Annotated in this window: 14 protein-coding genes; 2 read left to right on the top strand and 12 right to left on the bottom strand. The window is 63.1% G+C overall.

Annotation, left to right across the window (positions count from 1 at the left end; translation table 11 throughout):
• The coding region (locus OB03_RS13485) for a coiled-coil domain-containing protein (RefSeq protein WP_461344507.1) at window positions 1-2,189 on the top strand (2,189 nt) is incomplete at its 5' end.
• Here the strand turns inward: OB03_RS13485 and OB03_RS13480 are convergent.
• The gene (locus OB03_RS13480) at window positions 2,179-2,988 is read right to left on the bottom strand and encodes a WecB/TagA/CpsF family glycosyltransferase (protein ID WP_242913844.1); all 810 of its coding nucleotides are present in this window, start codon (window positions 2,986-2,988) and stop codon (window positions 2,179-2,181) included. The genes OB03_RS13485 and OB03_RS13480 overlap by 11 nt on opposite strands.
• A 46-nt stretch (window positions 2,989-3,034) precedes the next feature.
• Between OB03_RS13480 and OB03_RS13475 the strand changes: the two genes are divergently transcribed.
• Complete coding sequence (locus OB03_RS13475; RefSeq protein ID WP_242913843.1) at window positions 3,035-3,484, top strand: hypothetical protein; 450 nt, start codon at window positions 3,035-3,037, stop codon at window positions 3,482-3,484.
• Here the strand turns inward: OB03_RS13475 and OB03_RS13470 are convergent.
• The 11 genes from OB03_RS13470 to OB03_RS13420 all read right to left on the bottom strand — a co-directional run bounded on the left by OB03_RS13470 (window position 3,481) and on the right by OB03_RS13420 (window position 16,029).
• Window positions 3,481-4,614 (bottom strand): mechanosensitive ion channel family protein, encoded by a 1,134-nt coding sequence (locus OB03_RS13470; RefSeq protein ID WP_242913842.1) that lies wholly within the window; start codon window positions 4,612-4,614, stop codon window positions 3,481-3,483. The two genes, OB03_RS13475 and OB03_RS13470, sit on opposite strands and share 4 nt — an antisense overlap.
• 62 nt (window positions 4,615-4,676) lie before the next feature.
• Window positions 4,677-5,783, bottom strand: coding sequence for an undecaprenyldiphospho-muramoylpentapeptide beta-N-acetylglucosaminyltransferase (gene murG, locus OB03_RS13465; protein WP_461344506.1), 1,107 nt, complete (start codon window positions 5,781-5,783; stop codon window positions 4,677-4,679).
• Between the two features lie 34 nt (window positions 5,784-5,817).
• Window positions 5,818-6,996 (bottom strand): FtsW/RodA/SpoVE family cell cycle protein, encoded by a 1,179-nt coding sequence (locus OB03_RS13460; protein WP_461344505.1) that lies wholly within the window; start codon window positions 6,994-6,996, stop codon window positions 5,818-5,820.
• Window positions 6,993-8,393, bottom strand: a complete 1,401-nt coding sequence (gene murD, locus OB03_RS13455) for a UDP-N-acetylmuramoyl-L-alanine--D-glutamate ligase (RefSeq protein ID WP_461344504.1) — start codon at window positions 8,391-8,393, stop codon at window positions 6,993-6,995. The genes OB03_RS13460 and murD overlap by 4 nt, the downstream gene beginning before the upstream one ends.
• 4 nt (window positions 8,394-8,397) lie before the next feature.
• Window positions 8,398-9,507: a phospho-N-acetylmuramoyl-pentapeptide-transferase gene (gene mraY / locus OB03_RS13450; RefSeq protein WP_242913838.1), complete on the bottom strand. Its 1,110-nt coding sequence runs from the start codon at window positions 9,505-9,507 to the stop codon at window positions 8,398-8,400.
• A gap of 15 nt (window positions 9,508-9,522) precedes the next feature.
• Window positions 9,523-10,926 (bottom strand): UDP-N-acetylmuramoyl-tripeptide--D-alanyl-D-alanine ligase, encoded by a 1,404-nt coding sequence (locus tag OB03_RS13445; RefSeq protein WP_461344503.1) that lies wholly within the window; start codon window positions 10,924-10,926, stop codon window positions 9,523-9,525.
• Entirely contained in the window at window positions 10,919-12,379 is a 1,461-nt protein-coding gene (locus OB03_RS13440; protein ID WP_242913836.1) for a UDP-N-acetylmuramoyl-L-alanyl-D-glutamate--2,6-diaminopimelate ligase, read from the bottom strand. Before OB03_RS13440 ends, OB03_RS13445 begins: the two co-directional genes overlap by 8 nt.
• A complete protein-coding gene (locus OB03_RS13435) occupies window positions 12,376-14,145 on the bottom strand; it encodes a peptidoglycan D,D-transpeptidase FtsI family protein (RefSeq protein ID WP_427846576.1) in 1,770 nt (589 codons plus the stop codon). Before OB03_RS13435 ends, OB03_RS13440 begins: the two co-directional genes overlap by 4 nt.
• 20 nt (window positions 14,146-14,165) lie before the next feature.
• Window positions 14,166-14,609 (bottom strand): cell division protein FtsL, encoded by a 444-nt coding sequence (ftsL, locus tag OB03_RS13430; RefSeq protein ID WP_461344502.1) that lies wholly within the window; start codon window positions 14,607-14,609, stop codon window positions 14,166-14,168.
• On the bottom strand, window positions 14,606-15,559 hold the full coding sequence (gene rsmH / locus OB03_RS13425; protein ID WP_461344501.1) for a 16S rRNA (cytosine(1402)-N(4))-methyltransferase RsmH: 954 nt from the start codon (window positions 15,557-15,559) through the stop codon (window positions 14,606-14,608). The genes ftsL and rsmH overlap by 4 nt, the downstream gene beginning before the upstream one ends.
• A complete protein-coding gene (locus tag OB03_RS13420; protein WP_242913832.1) occupies window positions 15,556-16,029 on the bottom strand; it encodes a division/cell wall cluster transcriptional repressor MraZ in 474 nt (157 codons plus the stop codon). The genes rsmH and OB03_RS13420 overlap by 4 nt, the downstream gene beginning before the upstream one ends.
• Window positions 16,030-16,276: the final 247 nt, after the last annotated feature.

Here is a 16,276-nt window from a genome sequence, read left to right as displayed (position 1 = left end):
AGCGCGATCAGGCCAAGCGCGAACGCGAGGCCCTCGGTCCGCTGGAAACGCCGGAGATTGCCGCCGCCGAAAAGGCGCTGGCCGACGCCCAAGCCGAATTGGTCGCTGCCCGCGAAGCTGTGGAAGCTGCCGAGACCTCTCGTGGTGACGCCGCCCGCGCCGAGCAGGACGCCCGCACCAAGGCCCGCGAACTGGAAGACCGTCTGGGTCGTCTGCAAACCGAAGCGCGTGGTCTGGCGCAACTGCTCGTCACGGGTAAGCGCCAGCATGCCCCAGCGCTGGATAAGGTTTCGGCCAGTAAGGGCTATGAGGCCGCACTGGCCGCTGCTCTGGGCGATGATCTGGATGCCGCGCTAGACAATGCTGCCCCTGCGCACTGGGCCGGAGCCGAGGCCTCGCCGCATAGCTGGCCGGATGGCGTCGAGCCTTTGTCGGCCCATGTGAATGCGCCCGAACAACTTGCCGCACGTCTGGCTTTCTGCGGCGTTGCCCCGCGTGACCGCGTCGCCGACCTCGCCCGCAGTCTGCCGCGCGGTGCGCGTCTGGTGACCAAGGAAGGCGACCTTTATCGCTGGGATGGTTTCGTCAGCCGCGCCGAGGCTCCGCGCCCCGCCGCCGTGCGACTGGCCCAGCGCACGCGCCTGTCGGAATTGGAAGCCGAGATCGACGCGGGGCGTCCTGCACTGGAGGCGGCACAAGCCGCCATGCGTGCCGCTACCGACGCATTCCGCGCTGCCGAAGAAGCCGTCAAACAGGCACGTACCCGCCCGTTCGGTCTGGACAAGGCCGTCGCCAGTGCCCGCGACCGGCTGGAGCATCTGCGCAGGGAGCAAACCCGCAAGGAAGCCCGCGCACAGTCGCTGGACGAGACCGTCGCTCGATTGGATGCCGAAACAGCTGAGGCGCAGACTGCATACGGCGCCGCGCAAAACATCGAGGAAGCGTCCGAAACTATCGCCACCCTGCGCGGTGATCTGAACGCCGCGCGCGGCGCTGCCGACAACGCCCGTCAGGCCGCGCAGAACGCCCGTTCACGCCGCGACGAGGAGCTGCGTGACCGCCAGCAGCGCGAACAACGCCTCGGTAGTCTGTCCCGCGCCCATGAAAGCTGGATCGGACGCTCGAAAGAAGCCACCGCCCGCATCAAGACGCTGGAAAAGGACGCCGAAAAGGCCGCCGCCCAGCTCAAGAAAGCCGAGGAAGCGCCCGCCGGATTTGCCGAACAACGCGGCAAGCTGATGGACACGCTGATCGCTGCCGAGAACCGCAAAAAGGCTGCGACCGACGCCCTGCAACATGTCGAGTTCGACGCCGCCGAGGCCGACCGCGCCGCCCGCGCCGCCGAAGCCGCTGCCGGTCAGGCCCGCGAAGCCCGCGCCGCCCTTCAGGCCCGCGCCGAAGCGGCCGATGAAAAGCTGGCCGACGCCGACCGCAACTTGCGCGAAACCGCGCAGATGACGCCCGAAGAACTGGGCAAGAAGCTTCAGGAAGATGCCATCGCCCGCCCGCCGGATACGCAGGGGGCCGAGAACCTGCTGTTCGCGCTGGAACGCGAGCGCGAGGCGCTGGGCGCGGTCAACCTGCGGGCCGAGGAGGAAGCCGCCGAATACGACGACCGCCTGGGCGCGATGAAGTCCGAGCGCATCGACCTGACCCAAGCCATCGCCAAATTGCGCGACGGCATTGATGAACTGAACGCCGAGGGCCGCGAGCGCCTGCTCGCCGCCTTCGAGATCATCAACGAGAATTTCAAAGCCTTGTTCGAGGCCCTGTTCGGTGGCGGTCAGGCCGAACTGAAGCTGGTAGAAAGCGATGACCCGCTGGAAGCCGGTCTGGAAATCTACGCCTGCCCGCCCGGCAAGCGCCTGTCGGTCATGAGCCTAATGTCGGGTGGCGAACAGGCCCTGACGGCAGCGGCGCTGATCTTTGGCGTGTTCCTGGCCAACCCTGCCCCCGTCTGCGTGCTGGACGAGGTGGATGCGCCGCTGGACGATGCCAACGTCGACCGCTTCTGCAAGATGCTGCACGAAATGCGTTCGCGCACCGACACCCGCTTCATCTGCATCACCCACAATCCGGTGACGATGAGCCGGATGGACCGCCTCTATGGCGTGACCATGCCCGAACGCGGCATGAGCCAGCTGGTCAGCGTCGACCTGAAACAGGCCGAGACCATCATCAACGCCTGATCAGGTCCCGATAGGCGGGTTTAAGCAGGAACCACGGCTCATAAAGGTAGCGGGACGCCAGTCGCTTGGGATCGCTGCACAGTCGGTACAGCCACTCGATCCCCCAGTCGCCCATCCAACGCGGCGCTGCTTTCTGGGCACCGACCTCATAGTCGAAAGCGGCCCCTACTGGCATGACGACGCACGGCGGTAGGTCTTCATAGTTTTCGGCGATCCAGATTTCCTGACGCGGCATTCCCATGCCAACCATCAGAATATCAGGAGCAAAGCGCCGAATGGTCGACAGAACCTTCTGGTTCGCCTCGCCGTCCTTGGTCACGTCGAAAAAGCCGTCATGGCCCGAGAAGCGCACGTCGGGATAGGCCATCTCCATCATACGCACGGCACCCGTCGCGATGCCGGGCTCCCCGCCCAGATAGAAGACGCGCAAGCCAAACCGCTGGGCCAATCCCCAAAAGTCGTCGCGCCAGTCGAGATAGGTCGAGCGATGCTCCGCCTTGGCAGGTTTTCCGGTCATCTGCGCAAACCGGATCAACGGCATGGAGTCGACCTGAATGAGATTGGCCATGTCATACAGGCGCGCCATCTCGGGATGGCGCTCGACCAGATACAGGCTGTGCAGATTGTGGTTGGCGACAATCGCACGCCGGCGGCCGCGCGCGGCATAGACCACCCACTCCAACACCTGACGCCCTGTCATCAGGTCCATCTGTTGGCCGAGCACAGTCACTCTTTGTCCCACGGGTCGGGACGATTTGATATTGGTGGTGGCTGTGGCGTTAAGATGCGGTTGGGTCATTAACCTGTAGCTTAGCTAACGCCGATTAACGATGAGTTCTCACACAGTGTCAAAACTTGCTACGCTCGCGATAGTTCTCGCATTCACCGGTGGCCAGACTGCCGAGCCAGAAGACGTGCGTATGCAGTTGGTGCGGGAAGGCCGGTTCGTCTATTTCGCCGAGCTGGACAGCATCACTCGCGACGGGGCCAACGCCCGCATGCGCAGCGTGCAGTTGAGCGCGGAGCCATCCGCCATTGGCGGAAAGAACTACATCGGCGGCTATTCCTGGTGGCAGTTCGACTGTATCGCCAAGACAGGCCAACGCATGGACTATGCGTCCTTGCGAGACGACTTGGTGATAGGCCCCGTGATGCCGATTGACGGCCCGGTCATCGAGCTATCGCCCGGAGGAGAAGCCGCCGAACTGGCGGCTGTGGCTTGCGGATGGGTCGAGCCTCGCGTGGACGCGACGCATTTGTCGAAGGCTATCCAGTTGACACGTGACGCTGATTAAGCGCCTTCGTTAAGAACGATCGCGCCCTTGGGCAAAGGCTTGGCCTGCGCCACATCCACGCGGTCGCGCGGCAGGGCCTCGGGGCATTCGTCGCGCATGAAGGCCAGCATCTTCTCGCGTATCTCGCACTTCAAGTCGAAAGCCGCAGAAGCATTGCGGGCGCTGGCGGTACAACGGATCTTGGCCGTGCGCTCGGTGATGTCGAACACCACCAGCGAGACCACATCGCCGTCCCAATGGATGGAGCCATGGACGATCTGTTCCAGCTTGGTCCTTAGACGGTCGATGGGCGCTTCATAGTCCACCCACAGAAAGGCCGGAGCCAAAAGGCGCGTATCCATGCGCGTCCAGTTCTCGAAAGGACGCTGAATGAAATAGGTCAGCGGCAGAACGATACGGCGCCAGTCCCAGAGCTTGACCACCACATAGGTTGAGGTGATCTCTTCGACCCGTCCCCACTCGCCTTCAACGACAACAGCGTCGTCAATGCGGATGGGTTGGGCGGTGGCAATCTGGATGCCGGCGATCAGGTTGGCGAGGAAAGGCTGTAGCGCCAGACCCGCAACGATACCGACCACACCCGCCGATGCCAGCAGCGACAGGCCCCACTGGCGAACGCCCGGTATAGTCAGAAGCGCCAAACCCAGCGTCACCAGCAGGATCAATACCTGCAAAACGCGGCGAAGAATGCGGGTCTGGGTTACCCGCTTGCGAGCGTGGGTGTTGGCGTCGTCTTCGGTGTCGTAGCGTTTGAGCTGGGCCGTGGCCCCGGCATCGACCAGCCCCGCCAAGGTCCAGCCTGTGACCAGAAGGAACGCAAACAGTAGCGTCCGCCGCGTGATGATCGACATCTCGACCGACAGCGGCGAGACCGTCACGGCCAGCGCCATCGCGACTATCATCACCAGCACGCCGATCTGGACCCGCGCCTTTTCGAGCGCGCGCTGCCAGAAGACATCGCGTTTGCGGGCTAAAAACTGCAGCACAAAGAAGACCGCATAGTTCGCCGCCCAACCCGCAAAGGTGAAGGCCGCGACAATGATGCTGATCACCGCCCATTTTGGCAGCCAGTTGAACTGGTTCCAAAGGGCGAAAACCGTGACGGTCAGATCTTTGACAAACTGAGGCATGCCCCCACCCTAACCGCGTTCCGTACTGTCCCCAAGCGCCCGCCTTAGGCTGCCAACAGTATTTAGCGGCCGCGCGCCGCCGCAGCCGCCTCGGCCAGATCGGCAAGGCGTTCCGCGGCGTCGGCAATGGCTACGCTTTTGGCCGCCGCGGACATGGTCGCGAGGTTTGAAGGGTTAGACAGGATTTCACCGACAACGGCACTCAGGGCCGGTGCGCTGAAGTCATCTTCGGCGATACGTCGTGCAGCACCCGCATCCACCAGAACCTTGGCATTCAGGGTCTGGTGATCGTCGGTCGCGATCTTCAACGGGATCAGGACGGACGGCATGGCGGCAACCGCCAGCTCCGAACAGGTCGAGGCCCCTGCCCGCCCGATCACCAGATGGGCCGTCGACAGGCGCTTGGCCATGTCATCGAAAAACTGTTCGACCTCGGCATTGATGTCGGCATCGGCGTATATTTTCTTGGCGGCAGCGATATTCTCGTAGCGGGCCTGTTGCGACACGACCAGACGCGCACGGATGTCGGCGGGCAGGGAAGCCAGCGCCTCGGGCGTCTCTTCCGACAGGATGCGTGCGCCCTGACTACCGCCGGTGATCAGGATGTTGATCGGGCCCTTGGCCGTCGGGGCCGCATAGGTGCGGTCAAACAGGGCACGGATGTCCGGTCGCACCGGATTACCCACCACATGGATGTTGTCTGCGACCGACTTGGGCGCGCGTCCCACATTCGGGAAGGCGGCGGCGACGGTGTCGACGGCTGCGGCGATGAACCGGTTGGTCTTGCCCAGCACGGCATTCTGTTCGTGAATGACTGTGGCGCGGCGGGTCGCGACAGCCGCAACCAGAGCCGGTGCAGACGGATAGCCGCCAAAGCCGACCACCACGTCGCATCCCTTGGCATTATAGGCGGTCGAGGCCTGTCCCACGCCCTTGATGATGGCGAACCCGGCTTTCAGCATCCCTACGACGCCCGAGCCCGTAGCCGCGTCCAGCGCCACGATCTTTTGAGCGGGGAAGGCCTGCGCATAGTTTTGGCCGCGCTTGTCGGTGGCGAGGATGATCTTCCAGCCGCGTGCGGCCATGACCTTGGCCAAAGCTTCGGCCGGGAACATGTGGCCACCGGTGCCACCAGCGGCAACAACACAAACGCGGGACGCAGAAGTCATATTGTTTCTCGGGTTCCGTTCTTCAGAACGACGACTAGGGCAGGATACGGCTACGCGAGGAAATGTTCGCGCCGGGTTCATAGGCCCCCGGACGACGTCGGGTCAAAGACAAGGCAAAGCCTGCAGTCAGCCCCATGGCGATCATGGACGAGCCACCATAGGAGATGAACGGCAATGTCATGCCCTTGGTCGGGATCAGGCTGAGGTTTACGGCCACATTGATGCAGGCCTGGAGGCCGATCAGCATGAACAGGCCCGCAGCAGCCGTCTGCTCGAACGGATTGGCAAGCTTCATCGCCTTGCGCATGCCGCGCAGTACGATGAAGGCATAAAGGCCGATGATGCACAGCGACAGCACCAGTCCATATTCCTCGGCACCAACCGAATAGATGAAATCGGTGTGCAGGTCGGGCACGTGACGCTTCATCACACCCTCGCCAATGCCGCGACCGACAAGGCCGCCCGCACGGATCGCTTCGGACGCACGGTCGATCTGGTGAGTGTCAGCCGTCTCCGGCGAGAAGAAGCGGTCAAGACGGTCGCGCATGTGTCCGAACGTCAGGAACAGGCCTGCGCCCGCCAGCGGAACAGCAGCGGCCACCCCGGCCACCCATTTCATAGGCATTCCCGCCATGAAAAAGACGGCGGCAAACGTTGTGGTGACCAGCAAGGTCTGGCCGATATCCGGCTGGATAAGCAGCAGAGCCACGACCGTCGCCCAGGCACCAACGGCGATACTCACGCCGGGGACGCCCTGCCCCTTGCCCGCCTCGGAGAACATCCATGCGGCAAAGACAATCAGGCCGGGCTTGGCGAATTCCGAAGGTTGCAGACTGAACGGACCAAGGTTGATCCAGCGGGCCGCGCCCTTGACCGTGTCGCCAATGAACGGCAGCGCCATCATGCAGACGATGGCCGCGCACAGCGCCAGTACGGACAGGCGGCGCACGCCCTTTACCGACAAGATGCTGGTGACCAGCATGGTCGCGCAGCCCAAGCCCGAGAACACCATCATCCGGTATGAATAATGGAATGGGTTGGTGAGGGATTCATCCGCCAGAATAGCGGCGGGGCTGGACGCAAAGCTGAGCACCACGCCGATAAACATCAGCGTCAGGACAGCCACCAACAGCGGGCGGTCAACAGTCCAGAACCAGCGCGCCAGAACGCTCTGGTCACTGCGCGAGAACGGATGGGCGTAAGACTGGCTCAATGATCGGACTCCGCAGTGGCTCCGAGGGCGAGAACCGCCGCACGGAAGGCTTCCCCGCGCACTTCGAAATCAGGGAACTGGTCAAAGCTGGCACAGGCGGGCGACAGAAGCACCACCTGATCACCGCCCGTCTTGGCCGCATCTTCGGCGGCCAACTGCACGGCGCGCTCGATCGTGTGGGCCACGACATGAGGGACGTCGCCCAAAGTTACAGCAAACGCGTCTGCCGCTTGTCCTATCAGATAGGCTTTGGCGATATGGCCGAACAGCGGACGCAGCGGCTCGATACCGCCCGCCTTGGGTACGCCACCGGCGATCCAGAACGTCTTGGGATAGGAGGCCAGCGCCTGATAGGCGGCGTCAGCATTGGTCCCCTTGGAGTCATTGATGAACCGCACACCGCCCAGACGGCCCACGGCCTCCATGCGGTGTGCCAGACCCGGGAAGCTGACGACACCGGCCAGTGCCTGTTCGTGCGACAGACCTAGCGCCAGCGCGGTTGCATAGGCAAAGGCGGCGTTCTGGGCGTTATGTCGACCAGGCAAAGAGCGGGCCGCCGTCAGGTCGATTTCGCGTTCACCCGTCAGCAACAGACCGGGGGCGGCACGCCAGCCCTCTCGCGGCAGGTCTTCAGGAGTGCGGGCAGTGGCGATGCGAATGACCTTCTCGCCCCGCGCCTCGACGGCATCGGAGAGGCCCTGCCCCCAGTGTTCGTCCACGCCGATCAGGGCGAGGTCATTGCCGGATTGGGCCTGGAAGATGCGGGACTTGGCTTTCACATAGCCTTCCATCCCGCCATGACGGTCGAGGTGGTCGGGGCTGATGTTGGTCAGGATAGCGACGTCCGGCTTGAACGCCGTCGTCAGGTCCAGTTGATAGCTGGACACCTCAATCACATAGACGGCTTCGGGCGTGGGCGCCGGCAAGGCCAGCACGCCGATACCGATATTGCCGCCCATGTGAACCTTCAGCCCTGCTTGCTTCAGCACGAAAGCGATCAGGGCCGTGGTGGTGGACTTGCCGTTGGTGCCGGTAATGGCGACGACCCGCGGGCGCTTGTCCGACGGCAAGGCATCGAGAGCGCGGGCGAACAGTTCCACATCGCCGATAACCGGAACCCCTGCCTCATGCGCCTTTTCGACGGTCCAGTGCGGTTTGGGGTGTGTCAGCGGTGCACCCGGCGACAGGACGAGAGCGTCAAAACCCGACCAGTCTGCGCTGGTCAGGTCTTCAACGTTAAAGCCTTCGGCCTCTGCCTGCATCCGGCCCGAGACGCCGTCGTCCCAGAGGACGGGTTCCGCCCCACCCGCCTGTAGCGCGCGGGCAGCCGTGATCCCCGATCGGCCAAGGCCGAAAACCGCAACGCGTCTGCCTTCAAAGCCGGGGACGGGGATCATGGGATTAACGCAGTTTGAGGGTGGACAGACCGATGAGCGCCAGCATGGCCGCGACGATCCAGAAACGGATCACGACGGTCGATTCCGGCCAGCCCATCTTTTCAAAGTGGTGGTGGATCGGGGCCATCAGGAAGATGCGCTTGCCCGTCAGCTTGTAATAGCCAACCTGAATCATGACCGATGCGGCTTCGACAACGAACAGGCCGCCGACGATGCCCAGCACCAGTTCATGCTTGGTCGCCACAGCCATAGAACCCAGAGCGCCGCCCAGAGCCAGCGAACCGGTGTCGCCCATGAAGATCTTAGCAGGGGGTGCGTTGTACCAGAGGAAGCCCATGCCGCCGCCGATGATGGCCGCACAGAAGATGGCCAGCTCGCCCGAACCCGGTACGTGGTGCACCTGAAGGTATTCCGCGAACAGGAAGTTACCCGTCAGATAGGCGATGATGCCGAAAGCACCCGCCGCCATCATGACCGGTACAATCGCCAGACCATCAAGGCCATCGGTCAGGTTCACCGCATTCGAGAAGCCCACGATGGTGAAGGCGGCAAAGGCCACATAGAACCAGCCTATGTTCAGCAGAACCGCCTTAAGGAACGGGAAGGCAATCGAGGTTTCCAGACCCGGCGAAGTCGGCGACTGGGTCATCCACAGCACCGTCAGAACACCAGCGATCACTGCCACAATCGTTTGGGCCAGAAGCTTTTGCTTGGAGGTCAGACCGGCCGACGACTGCTTGGTGACCTTGGCGTAGTCATCGACGAAACCGAGGACGCCGAAGGCAGCCGTCACGCCCGACACGATCCAGATATAGGGATTGGTCAGATCGCCCCACAGCAGTACCGCCACAGCGATACCGGCAAGGATCATCAGACCCCCCATGGTCGGGGTGCCGACCTTGGACAGGTGCGTCACCGGACCGTCGTCACGGATCGGCTGGCCCTTGCCCTGACGGGCGCGCATCCAGTTGATGAAGCGGCTGCCCATGGCCACGGCCACGATCATCGCCGTCGCCATCGCAAGACCCACGCGCACGGTCTGATACTGGATCAGGTGCAGCAGCGGATAGTTCTGGGCGACGTCTGCGTAATACAGATACAGGAGGTAAAACATCGGGCGGTGTTCCTGTTACTCGGCCGTGCTGTTCAGCGCTGCGAGGGCTTTGGCGACCAGAGCGGCCTTCGAGCCGTTCGATCCCTTGACCATGACAATATCATCGGGCGCTACCAGTTCACCGGCAATAGCGGCAAGCTCGGCAGCAGTTTCGCGCCATTCGCCACGCAGTGACGGCGGCAGGACGTCGTAAAGCAGGCGCATCTGCGGCCCGGCGAGGTGGACGACATCAATCTTGTTGAGAACCAGTGGCTCGGCCAGACCTTCGTGCAGGGCGCGGCTGTGCTCGCCCAGTTCAAGCATGTCGGACAGGACCACCACACGGCGTCCCTTCCCTTCCACCGGATGCTGGCCAAGACTGGTGAAGCCTGCCTTCATCGACAGCGGATTGGCGTTGTAGCTTTCGTCGATCAGGGTGAAGTGGCCACCCTTGTGGGCCACTACAGTCTGCTCGCCACGACCGGCGAGCGGCGCAAAGTTCGCCAGCGCCTCAAAGGCGATATCCAGCGAGACGTCCAGCGCGCGCAGCATAAGGATGACGCACAGGCTGTTCAGGCCCCAATGCACACCCGACTGAGCCAGACGGAAGGCATGACGTTTGCCCTCGATCTCAGCGACGACGGTCGCGCCTTCGGGATCGGCATCGAACGACAGCAGACGCGCGTCGGCATCTTCGCCCGTACCGAAGACTTTCAGCGTAGCGCCAGCATCACGAGCAGCCTGTTTGACGATCTCGGCATAGGCGTTGTCGCCGTTGATGACAGCCACGCCGCCTTCAAACAAACCTTCAAAGATCGCGCCCTTTTCGCGAGCCACGCCCGCTTCGCCGTCGGCAAAGGCTTCGATGTGGACCGGACCGACCGTGGTCACGCACGCCGCATGCGGGCGGACCTGTTGCGAGAGCGGGCCGATCTCGCCCGGATGGTTCATGCCGATCTCGAACACGGCACGCTCCGTATCGGCGGGCATACGCGACAGGGTCAGCGGCACACCGATGTGGTTGTTATAGCTCTTGATCGAGGCGTGGGATTTGCCGGCCAGATCTAGGCCCGCCTTGATCGCTTGGGTCACGCTGGTCTTGCCAACGCTGCCCGTCACTGCGCCGCGCTTGGCGTTGGAGCGATCACGCGAGGCCGCGCCAAGGGCTTCAAGGCCTTTGAGCGTATCGGGCACAACCACGTAGGCTCCGCCCTCGACCGGACGCTCGACCAGCGCCACGGCGGCACCTGCCGCAAAGGCGTTGGACGCAAACTCGTGTCCGTCGCGCTCGCCCTTCAGGGCAAGGAACAGGTCACCGGCTTGGATTTCGCGGCTGTTATAGGTCAGGCCACCGACGTCAGCGTCGGAACCTTCAAGCTTGCCGCCAACAGCCGAAGCAATGGCTTCGGCAGTCCAGAGCGGCGTTTTCAAATCAGGCATTTTCGGTCAGGGCCAAGGTCGCTTCAGTGGCGTCGTCGAAGGGATGTACGACTCCACCGACGATCTGTCCCTGTTCATGCCCTTTTCCGGCGATGACCACCACATCTCCTTCACGCATCATACCAATTGCGTAACGGATAGCTTCACGGCGGTCGCCGATTTCCTTGGCGTCGGGGCAGCCCTCTTTCACCTGCGAACGGATGAAGGCCGGATCTTCCGAGCGCGGGTTGTCGTCGGTGACGATGGCCACATCGGCCAGACGGCCGGCAATGGCACCCATCAGCGGACGCTTGGTGCGGTCGCGGTCCCCACCTGCGCCGAACACCACGATCAGTCGGCCCGTCGCGTGTGGACGCAGTGCGTTCAGGACAGTTTCCAGACCATCGGGCGTATGGGCGTAGTCCACATAGACCTCGCCGCCTTTCATTGATGGAGCCTGAATACGTTGCAGGCGGCCTTGGGCACCCTCGATCATTTCCAGAGCCGGAATGACCTTGTCCGGATCTTCACCCGCAGCGATGCACAGCCCGGCAGCGACCAGAGCGTTCGACGCCTGGAAGGCACCGGCCAGCGGCAGGAGGATGTCGTGGACACGGCCCTGAACGTCGAGGACCAGACGCTGGCCCTCCGGCGTCGGGCGGCGCTGGATCAGGCTAATATCGCGACCACGCTCGCCTACGCCCATCACGCCCAGACCCGCCATGATCGAAGCCGAGGCAAAGGCCGAATAGGCGTCGCTATCGGCGTTCAGAACTGCGGTGCGGCCACGCGGCAACAGGGTCTCGAACAGGCGCAGTTTGGCGGCGCGGTATTCGTCCATCGAGTGGTGATAGTCGAGGTGGTCCTGCGTCAGATTGGTAAAGCCAGCCGCCTTGATAGCCACGCCATCGATCCGGCGCTGATCAAGACCGTGCGATGAGGCTTCGAGCGCGAGGTGGGTCACCTCTTTGCGGGCCAGTTCGGCCAGAAGGCGTGCGGCCTCGGCGGCATCGGGGCTGGTCAGGCCGGGACCGGTCAAAGCGTAGGTCTTGTCACCCTTTTGGCCGACGACGCCCAGCGTACCCATGCTGGCCGACTTATAGCCCATGGCCGCCCACATCTGGCGGCAGAAGTTGGCGACCGAAGTCTTGCCATTGGTACCGGTGATGGCGACGCAGTTTTTGGGCTGGGCACCGTAGAAGGCACGCGCAGCGATGGCATAGGCGCGATGGACATCGCCCGAGCCGATCAGCAGCGGTGCAGCATCCGAAGGCGTGTCGTTAGGGGCCAGCACGGCGGCGGCACCCTGCGACAAGGCTTGGTGAATGTACGAGCGGCCATCCGTCTGCGTACCCGGCAAGGCGACGAACAACGAACCCGGCTTCACCTTGCGGCTGTCGGACGTGACAGAGGTGATTTCGGGGTCAGAACTGAGATCACGATTCAGCAGTTCTGACAGGCGTTGGGCGCTCATCGGCCGTCACCTTCTACGTCTTGGAATTCAGGGATGCGTTCGCCGGTCGCGGTGAACCAGCGGTCGGCCTTGCGCTCGACACCGAGGAACTCGGCGATACGGTCGGCAATGCGACCTACGGCCGGAGCGGCGACGAAGCCGCCGGTGCGCGGGTACTGGCCCGGCTCGTCGATCAGGACGAAGACGCTGTAACGCTTGGCAGTCACCGGACCATCGGTCGGGAACACAGCGGCGAACGAGCCGACAGCGACAGTCGGGTCATAGCGACCGTTGACCAGTTTGTTGGCCGAGCCGGTCTTGCCGCCGACGCGCAGGCCCGGTGCGTTGGCGCGACCACCCGAGCCACGGCTGACGTTGCGGCGCATCAGTTCCAGCATGGTGGCCGAGGTTTCCGGCGACACCACCCGGTGGGTCTTGGCATTGGGGTTACCGCCACGACGCAGGGTCAGCGGAACATACGTGCCGCCGTTGCTCAGGGCGTTGTAGGCGGCGACTGCCTGAAGCGGGGTCGCCATGATGCCATAGCCGAACGACAGCGAAGCCAGCGTAGAGTCGTCCCACTTGCGCGGCACGGTCGGGCGGTTGGACTCGCGCAGTTCGATCGGCGCGGCATCCAGCAGACCCAGACGCTTGAAATAGTCGCGCATCACGTCCGGACCCATTTCAACAGCCAGACGCGACGTGCCGATGTTGGATGAGTTCAGGAAGACTTCTTCCAGCGTCATCACCTTGTTCTTCGCGTGGAAGTCGGTGATGCGACGCTTGCCGATCTGGAAGGCCTGCGAGGCGTCGAACAGGGTGTTCATGTCGGCGCGGCCCGTATCCAGACCCGCAGCGACGGTGAAGCTCTTGAAGATAGAGCCCATTTCATAGTGGGCCGAGGTCACGCGGTTAAGCGTGGCGTTGTCGCCCTGAGCCACCGGACGGTTCGGGTCATAGGTTGGCCACGACGCCATGGCGAGGATCTCGCCCGTCTGGACGTCGGCGACCACAGCGATACCGCCCTTGGCCTTGTGTTCGATAGCGGCAGCGGCAAGTTCGTTCTCGACCACGCCTTGGATACGCATGTCGATGGAGATGGCGTAGTTTTCGCCCACTGCGCCAGCGGCCTTGATCTGGTCGTTAAAGGCCAGCTCTGCACCCGAGACGCCCTGCCCGCCCGTGTCGGCACGGCCCAGCAGGTGCGAGGCCGATGCGCCCAGCGGATAGACGCGGCGGTCTTCGGGTTCAAAGGTCACACCACCCAGAGCCAGACGGTGAACCGCCATACGCTCGTGCGGGGTCAGGCCCGAGGCAACAATCAGGCGACGCTCGCCGTCCAGAACACGATCCAGCTTCCTGGCAGGAATACGCGGCAGGGCTTCCAGCAGTTGCGCGCGGGCGAGATCACGATCCCAGACTTCACGCGGATCGATGTACAGGCCGTAGTGGGTGATGTTGGTGGCCATCAGCATGCCGTTGCGATCCACCAGATCGCCACGCGTCAGCATCGGTCGCGAAGAGCCAGCGCCGACGCGGCCCTTGTCGGCCAGCAATGCTGCGTGACCTGCACCCAGCGTCAGTACCAGGAAGACGAGGCTGAAGACGGCCATCACCAAGAAAATGCGGAAGCGCGGATCATCCTGAGCGCGGTCATGGCTGCGTGCGCGGCCATAGGCGTTCTCGACGTCCCAAACCATGGCGGCAACACGGTTGCCGATGGCCGCGAGCACACCCTCGAACGACGGAACCTTGACGTTACCGGGGGCAGGACGGGTCCAGCCCATATCGCGATGATCGTGAACGCTCATAGGCCATTCTCTTGGCTAGAGGTCTGGGGAGCAGTGACTTGCGGAGCAGCTTCGGCAGGCGCGGCAGCCGGTGCGGCAGCAGGCGCAGCAGCGGCGACAACAGGCTGGTGCGCAGCGGCCAGTTCAGAAAGGCCGTCGGCGTTGGCGCGGCGGGTGACCTCGACCGGCTCAAGGCCCAGTTGGCGCGAAAGAGCTTCTAGGCGGGCCGGCTGTTCCAGACGGGTAGCCTCGGCGCGGAGCAGACGAACACGCTGTTGGTCCTGACGGATTTCCGCTTCGATCTGGCTAATCTCGGAGCTTTCGCGGGCAGCCGCGGTCTTGACGATATAGACCGACACCATCACCGCCGCGAGGCAGACGACGCCGATCAGCTCGACGCAGCGAACGCCACGTACGCGCCAGTCGAACACGCGCTTAACACCCATCATGAAGCGGCTCATTTCGAAGCCCCCCATGCCGGTGCGTCGGTGCGGATCGCAGCGCGCAGCTTGGCCGAACGGGCGCGCGGGTTCACCGCGCTCTCCTCTTCGGTCGCAGCCTGTGCGCCCTTGAACTTGAGGGTGAAGGTCGGCTTGCGCGGATCAACCGCAACCGGAGCGTGACGCGAACCCGCAGGCGTATTGCCCGTGCGCTCGGTCAGGAAGTTCTTCACAATGCGGTCTTCCAGCGAGTGGAAGGTCACAACCACGAGGCGACCACCCGGTGCCAACTTTTGCTCGGCAGCCACAAGGCCGCGCTCCAGCTCGCCCAGTTCGTCGTTCACGGCGATACGCAGGGCTTGGAAGGTACGGGTTGCCGGATGGATAGCCGCGCCACGACGACCGCCCAGAGCCTTCTCGATGACTTCGGCCAGATCGAGCGTGCGAGTGAACGGCTTTTCCGTACGGCGACGCAAAATAGCGGTCGCCACGCGACCGGCCTGACGCTCTTCGCCATACAGTTTGATGATGTGCGCGAGCGGACCGTGATCCCAGTTGTTCACGATGTTCGCTGCGGTTTCGCCCGTGTCGGCCATGCGCATGTCCAGCGGACCGTCACGCATGAAGGAGAAGCCGCGGTCGGCTTGATCCAGTTGCATCGACGAGACGCCGATGTCGAAGACTGCGCCATCCAGCTTGGCCTTGCCGCTTTCCTCGAACGCACTGTCCAGATCGCCGAACGGGGTCTGGATCAGTTGGAAACGGTCGCCGAACTCGGCCTTAACGGCGTCGGCGTGCACCTGAACGGTCGGGTCGCGGTCAAGACCAATGACCTCTGCGCCAGTCGCGAGAATGGCGCGGGTGTATCCACCAGCGCCAAAGGTCGCATCAATGATGACGTCGCCGGGCTTTGCGTCTAGCGCTGCCAACACTTCCGGCAGCATGACTGAAAGGTGAGGCTTCTCGGTCATTCGCCGCCTCCCAGCTTCATCTGGGCTTGCAGCTTCAGCTTGCCGATCTGGCTCAGGCTGGCCTTGGCGACCGCGCGTTGTTCGGCGCGGCGTGCCATCCACTTGGCCTTGGACCAAATTTGAAAGCGGTCGTTCAGACCGACGATCACGACGCTGTCCGACAGTTCCGCCTCAGCGCACAGATAGTCCGGCAAGGTGATGCGGCCACCGCTGTCGTAGGACAGACGGACCTGCTCGCCCATGACCTGCCACTCCAGCGCCGAACGCTCTTCGGAGCCGAACGGCAGCGACTGGATCATCTCGTTATAGACGGCAAACAGGTGGTCGCCACCCGCTTCAAGGCAGTCTGCTTCGATGGAGGGGAACAGGAAGATGCCGTGTTCGGCACCGTTTTCAGCCGTGCGGAAATCACCCGGAACCAGCAGGCGGCGCTTAGCGTCCAATTGTTTCTCGTAGGTCGAGAGAAACACGCCCAATCCCATCGAGCCAGATGGCCCGTCCCTGATGCTTCCGGCAGGCGCGCAAAAGGCACGCCCTACAGCCGATTAAGTCAGCTTGTGGGATACCATGGGATCAAATGGGCCTCAATGGGATGAAGCGGGATGTTTAACTATGTTTTCACTATCGCGGTGGACAAGAACGTCCGCAAATCAAGAACATACACAGAACAATCCACAGGGCCTAACGTGCCCTCACGTTCAATAAGCGACATAAGCT

The organism is Brevundimonas sp. GN22 (genome assembly GCF_054824005.1).
This window is presented reverse-complemented; position numbering and strand designations above follow the sequence as displayed.

Coding starts and splice junctions, on each gene's coding strand:
- OB03_RS13470 (WP_242913842.1), bottom strand. CDS start 4,614: ATGCCTCAGTTTGTCAAAGATCTGACCGTCACGGTTTTCGCCCTTTGG.
- OB03_RS13440 (WP_242913836.1), bottom strand. CDS start 12,379: ATGAGCGCCCAACGCCTGTCAGAACTGCTGAATCGTGATCTCAGTTCT.
- ftsL (WP_461344502.1), bottom strand. CDS start 14,609: ATGAGCCGCTTCATGATGGGTGTTAAGCGCGTGTTCGACTGGCGCGTA.
- rsmH (WP_461344501.1), bottom strand. CDS start 15,559: ATGACCGAGAAGCCTCACCTTTCAGTCATGCTGCCGGAAGTGTTGGCA.
- mraY (WP_242913838.1), bottom strand. CDS start 9,507: ATGTTTTACCTCCTGTATCTGTATTACGCAGACGTCGCCCAGAACTAT.
- OB03_RS13435 (WP_427846576.1), bottom strand. CDS start 14,145: ATGGGCTGGACCCGTCCTGCCCCCGGTAACGTCAAGGTTCCGTCGTTC.
- OB03_RS13480 (WP_242913844.1), bottom strand. CDS start 2,988: ATGACCCAACCGCATCTTAACGCCACAGCCACCACCAATATCAAATCG.
- OB03_RS13445 (WP_461344503.1), bottom strand. CDS start 10,926: ATGCCTGATTTGAAAACGCCGCTCTGGACTGCCGAAGCCATTGCTTCG.
- murG (WP_461344506.1), bottom strand. CDS start 5,783: ATGACTTCTGCGTCCCGCGTTTGTGTTGTTGCCGCTGGTGGCACCGGT.
- murD (WP_461344504.1), bottom strand. CDS start 8,393: ATGATCCCCGTCCCCGGCTTTGAAGGCAGACGCGTTGCGGTTTTCGGC.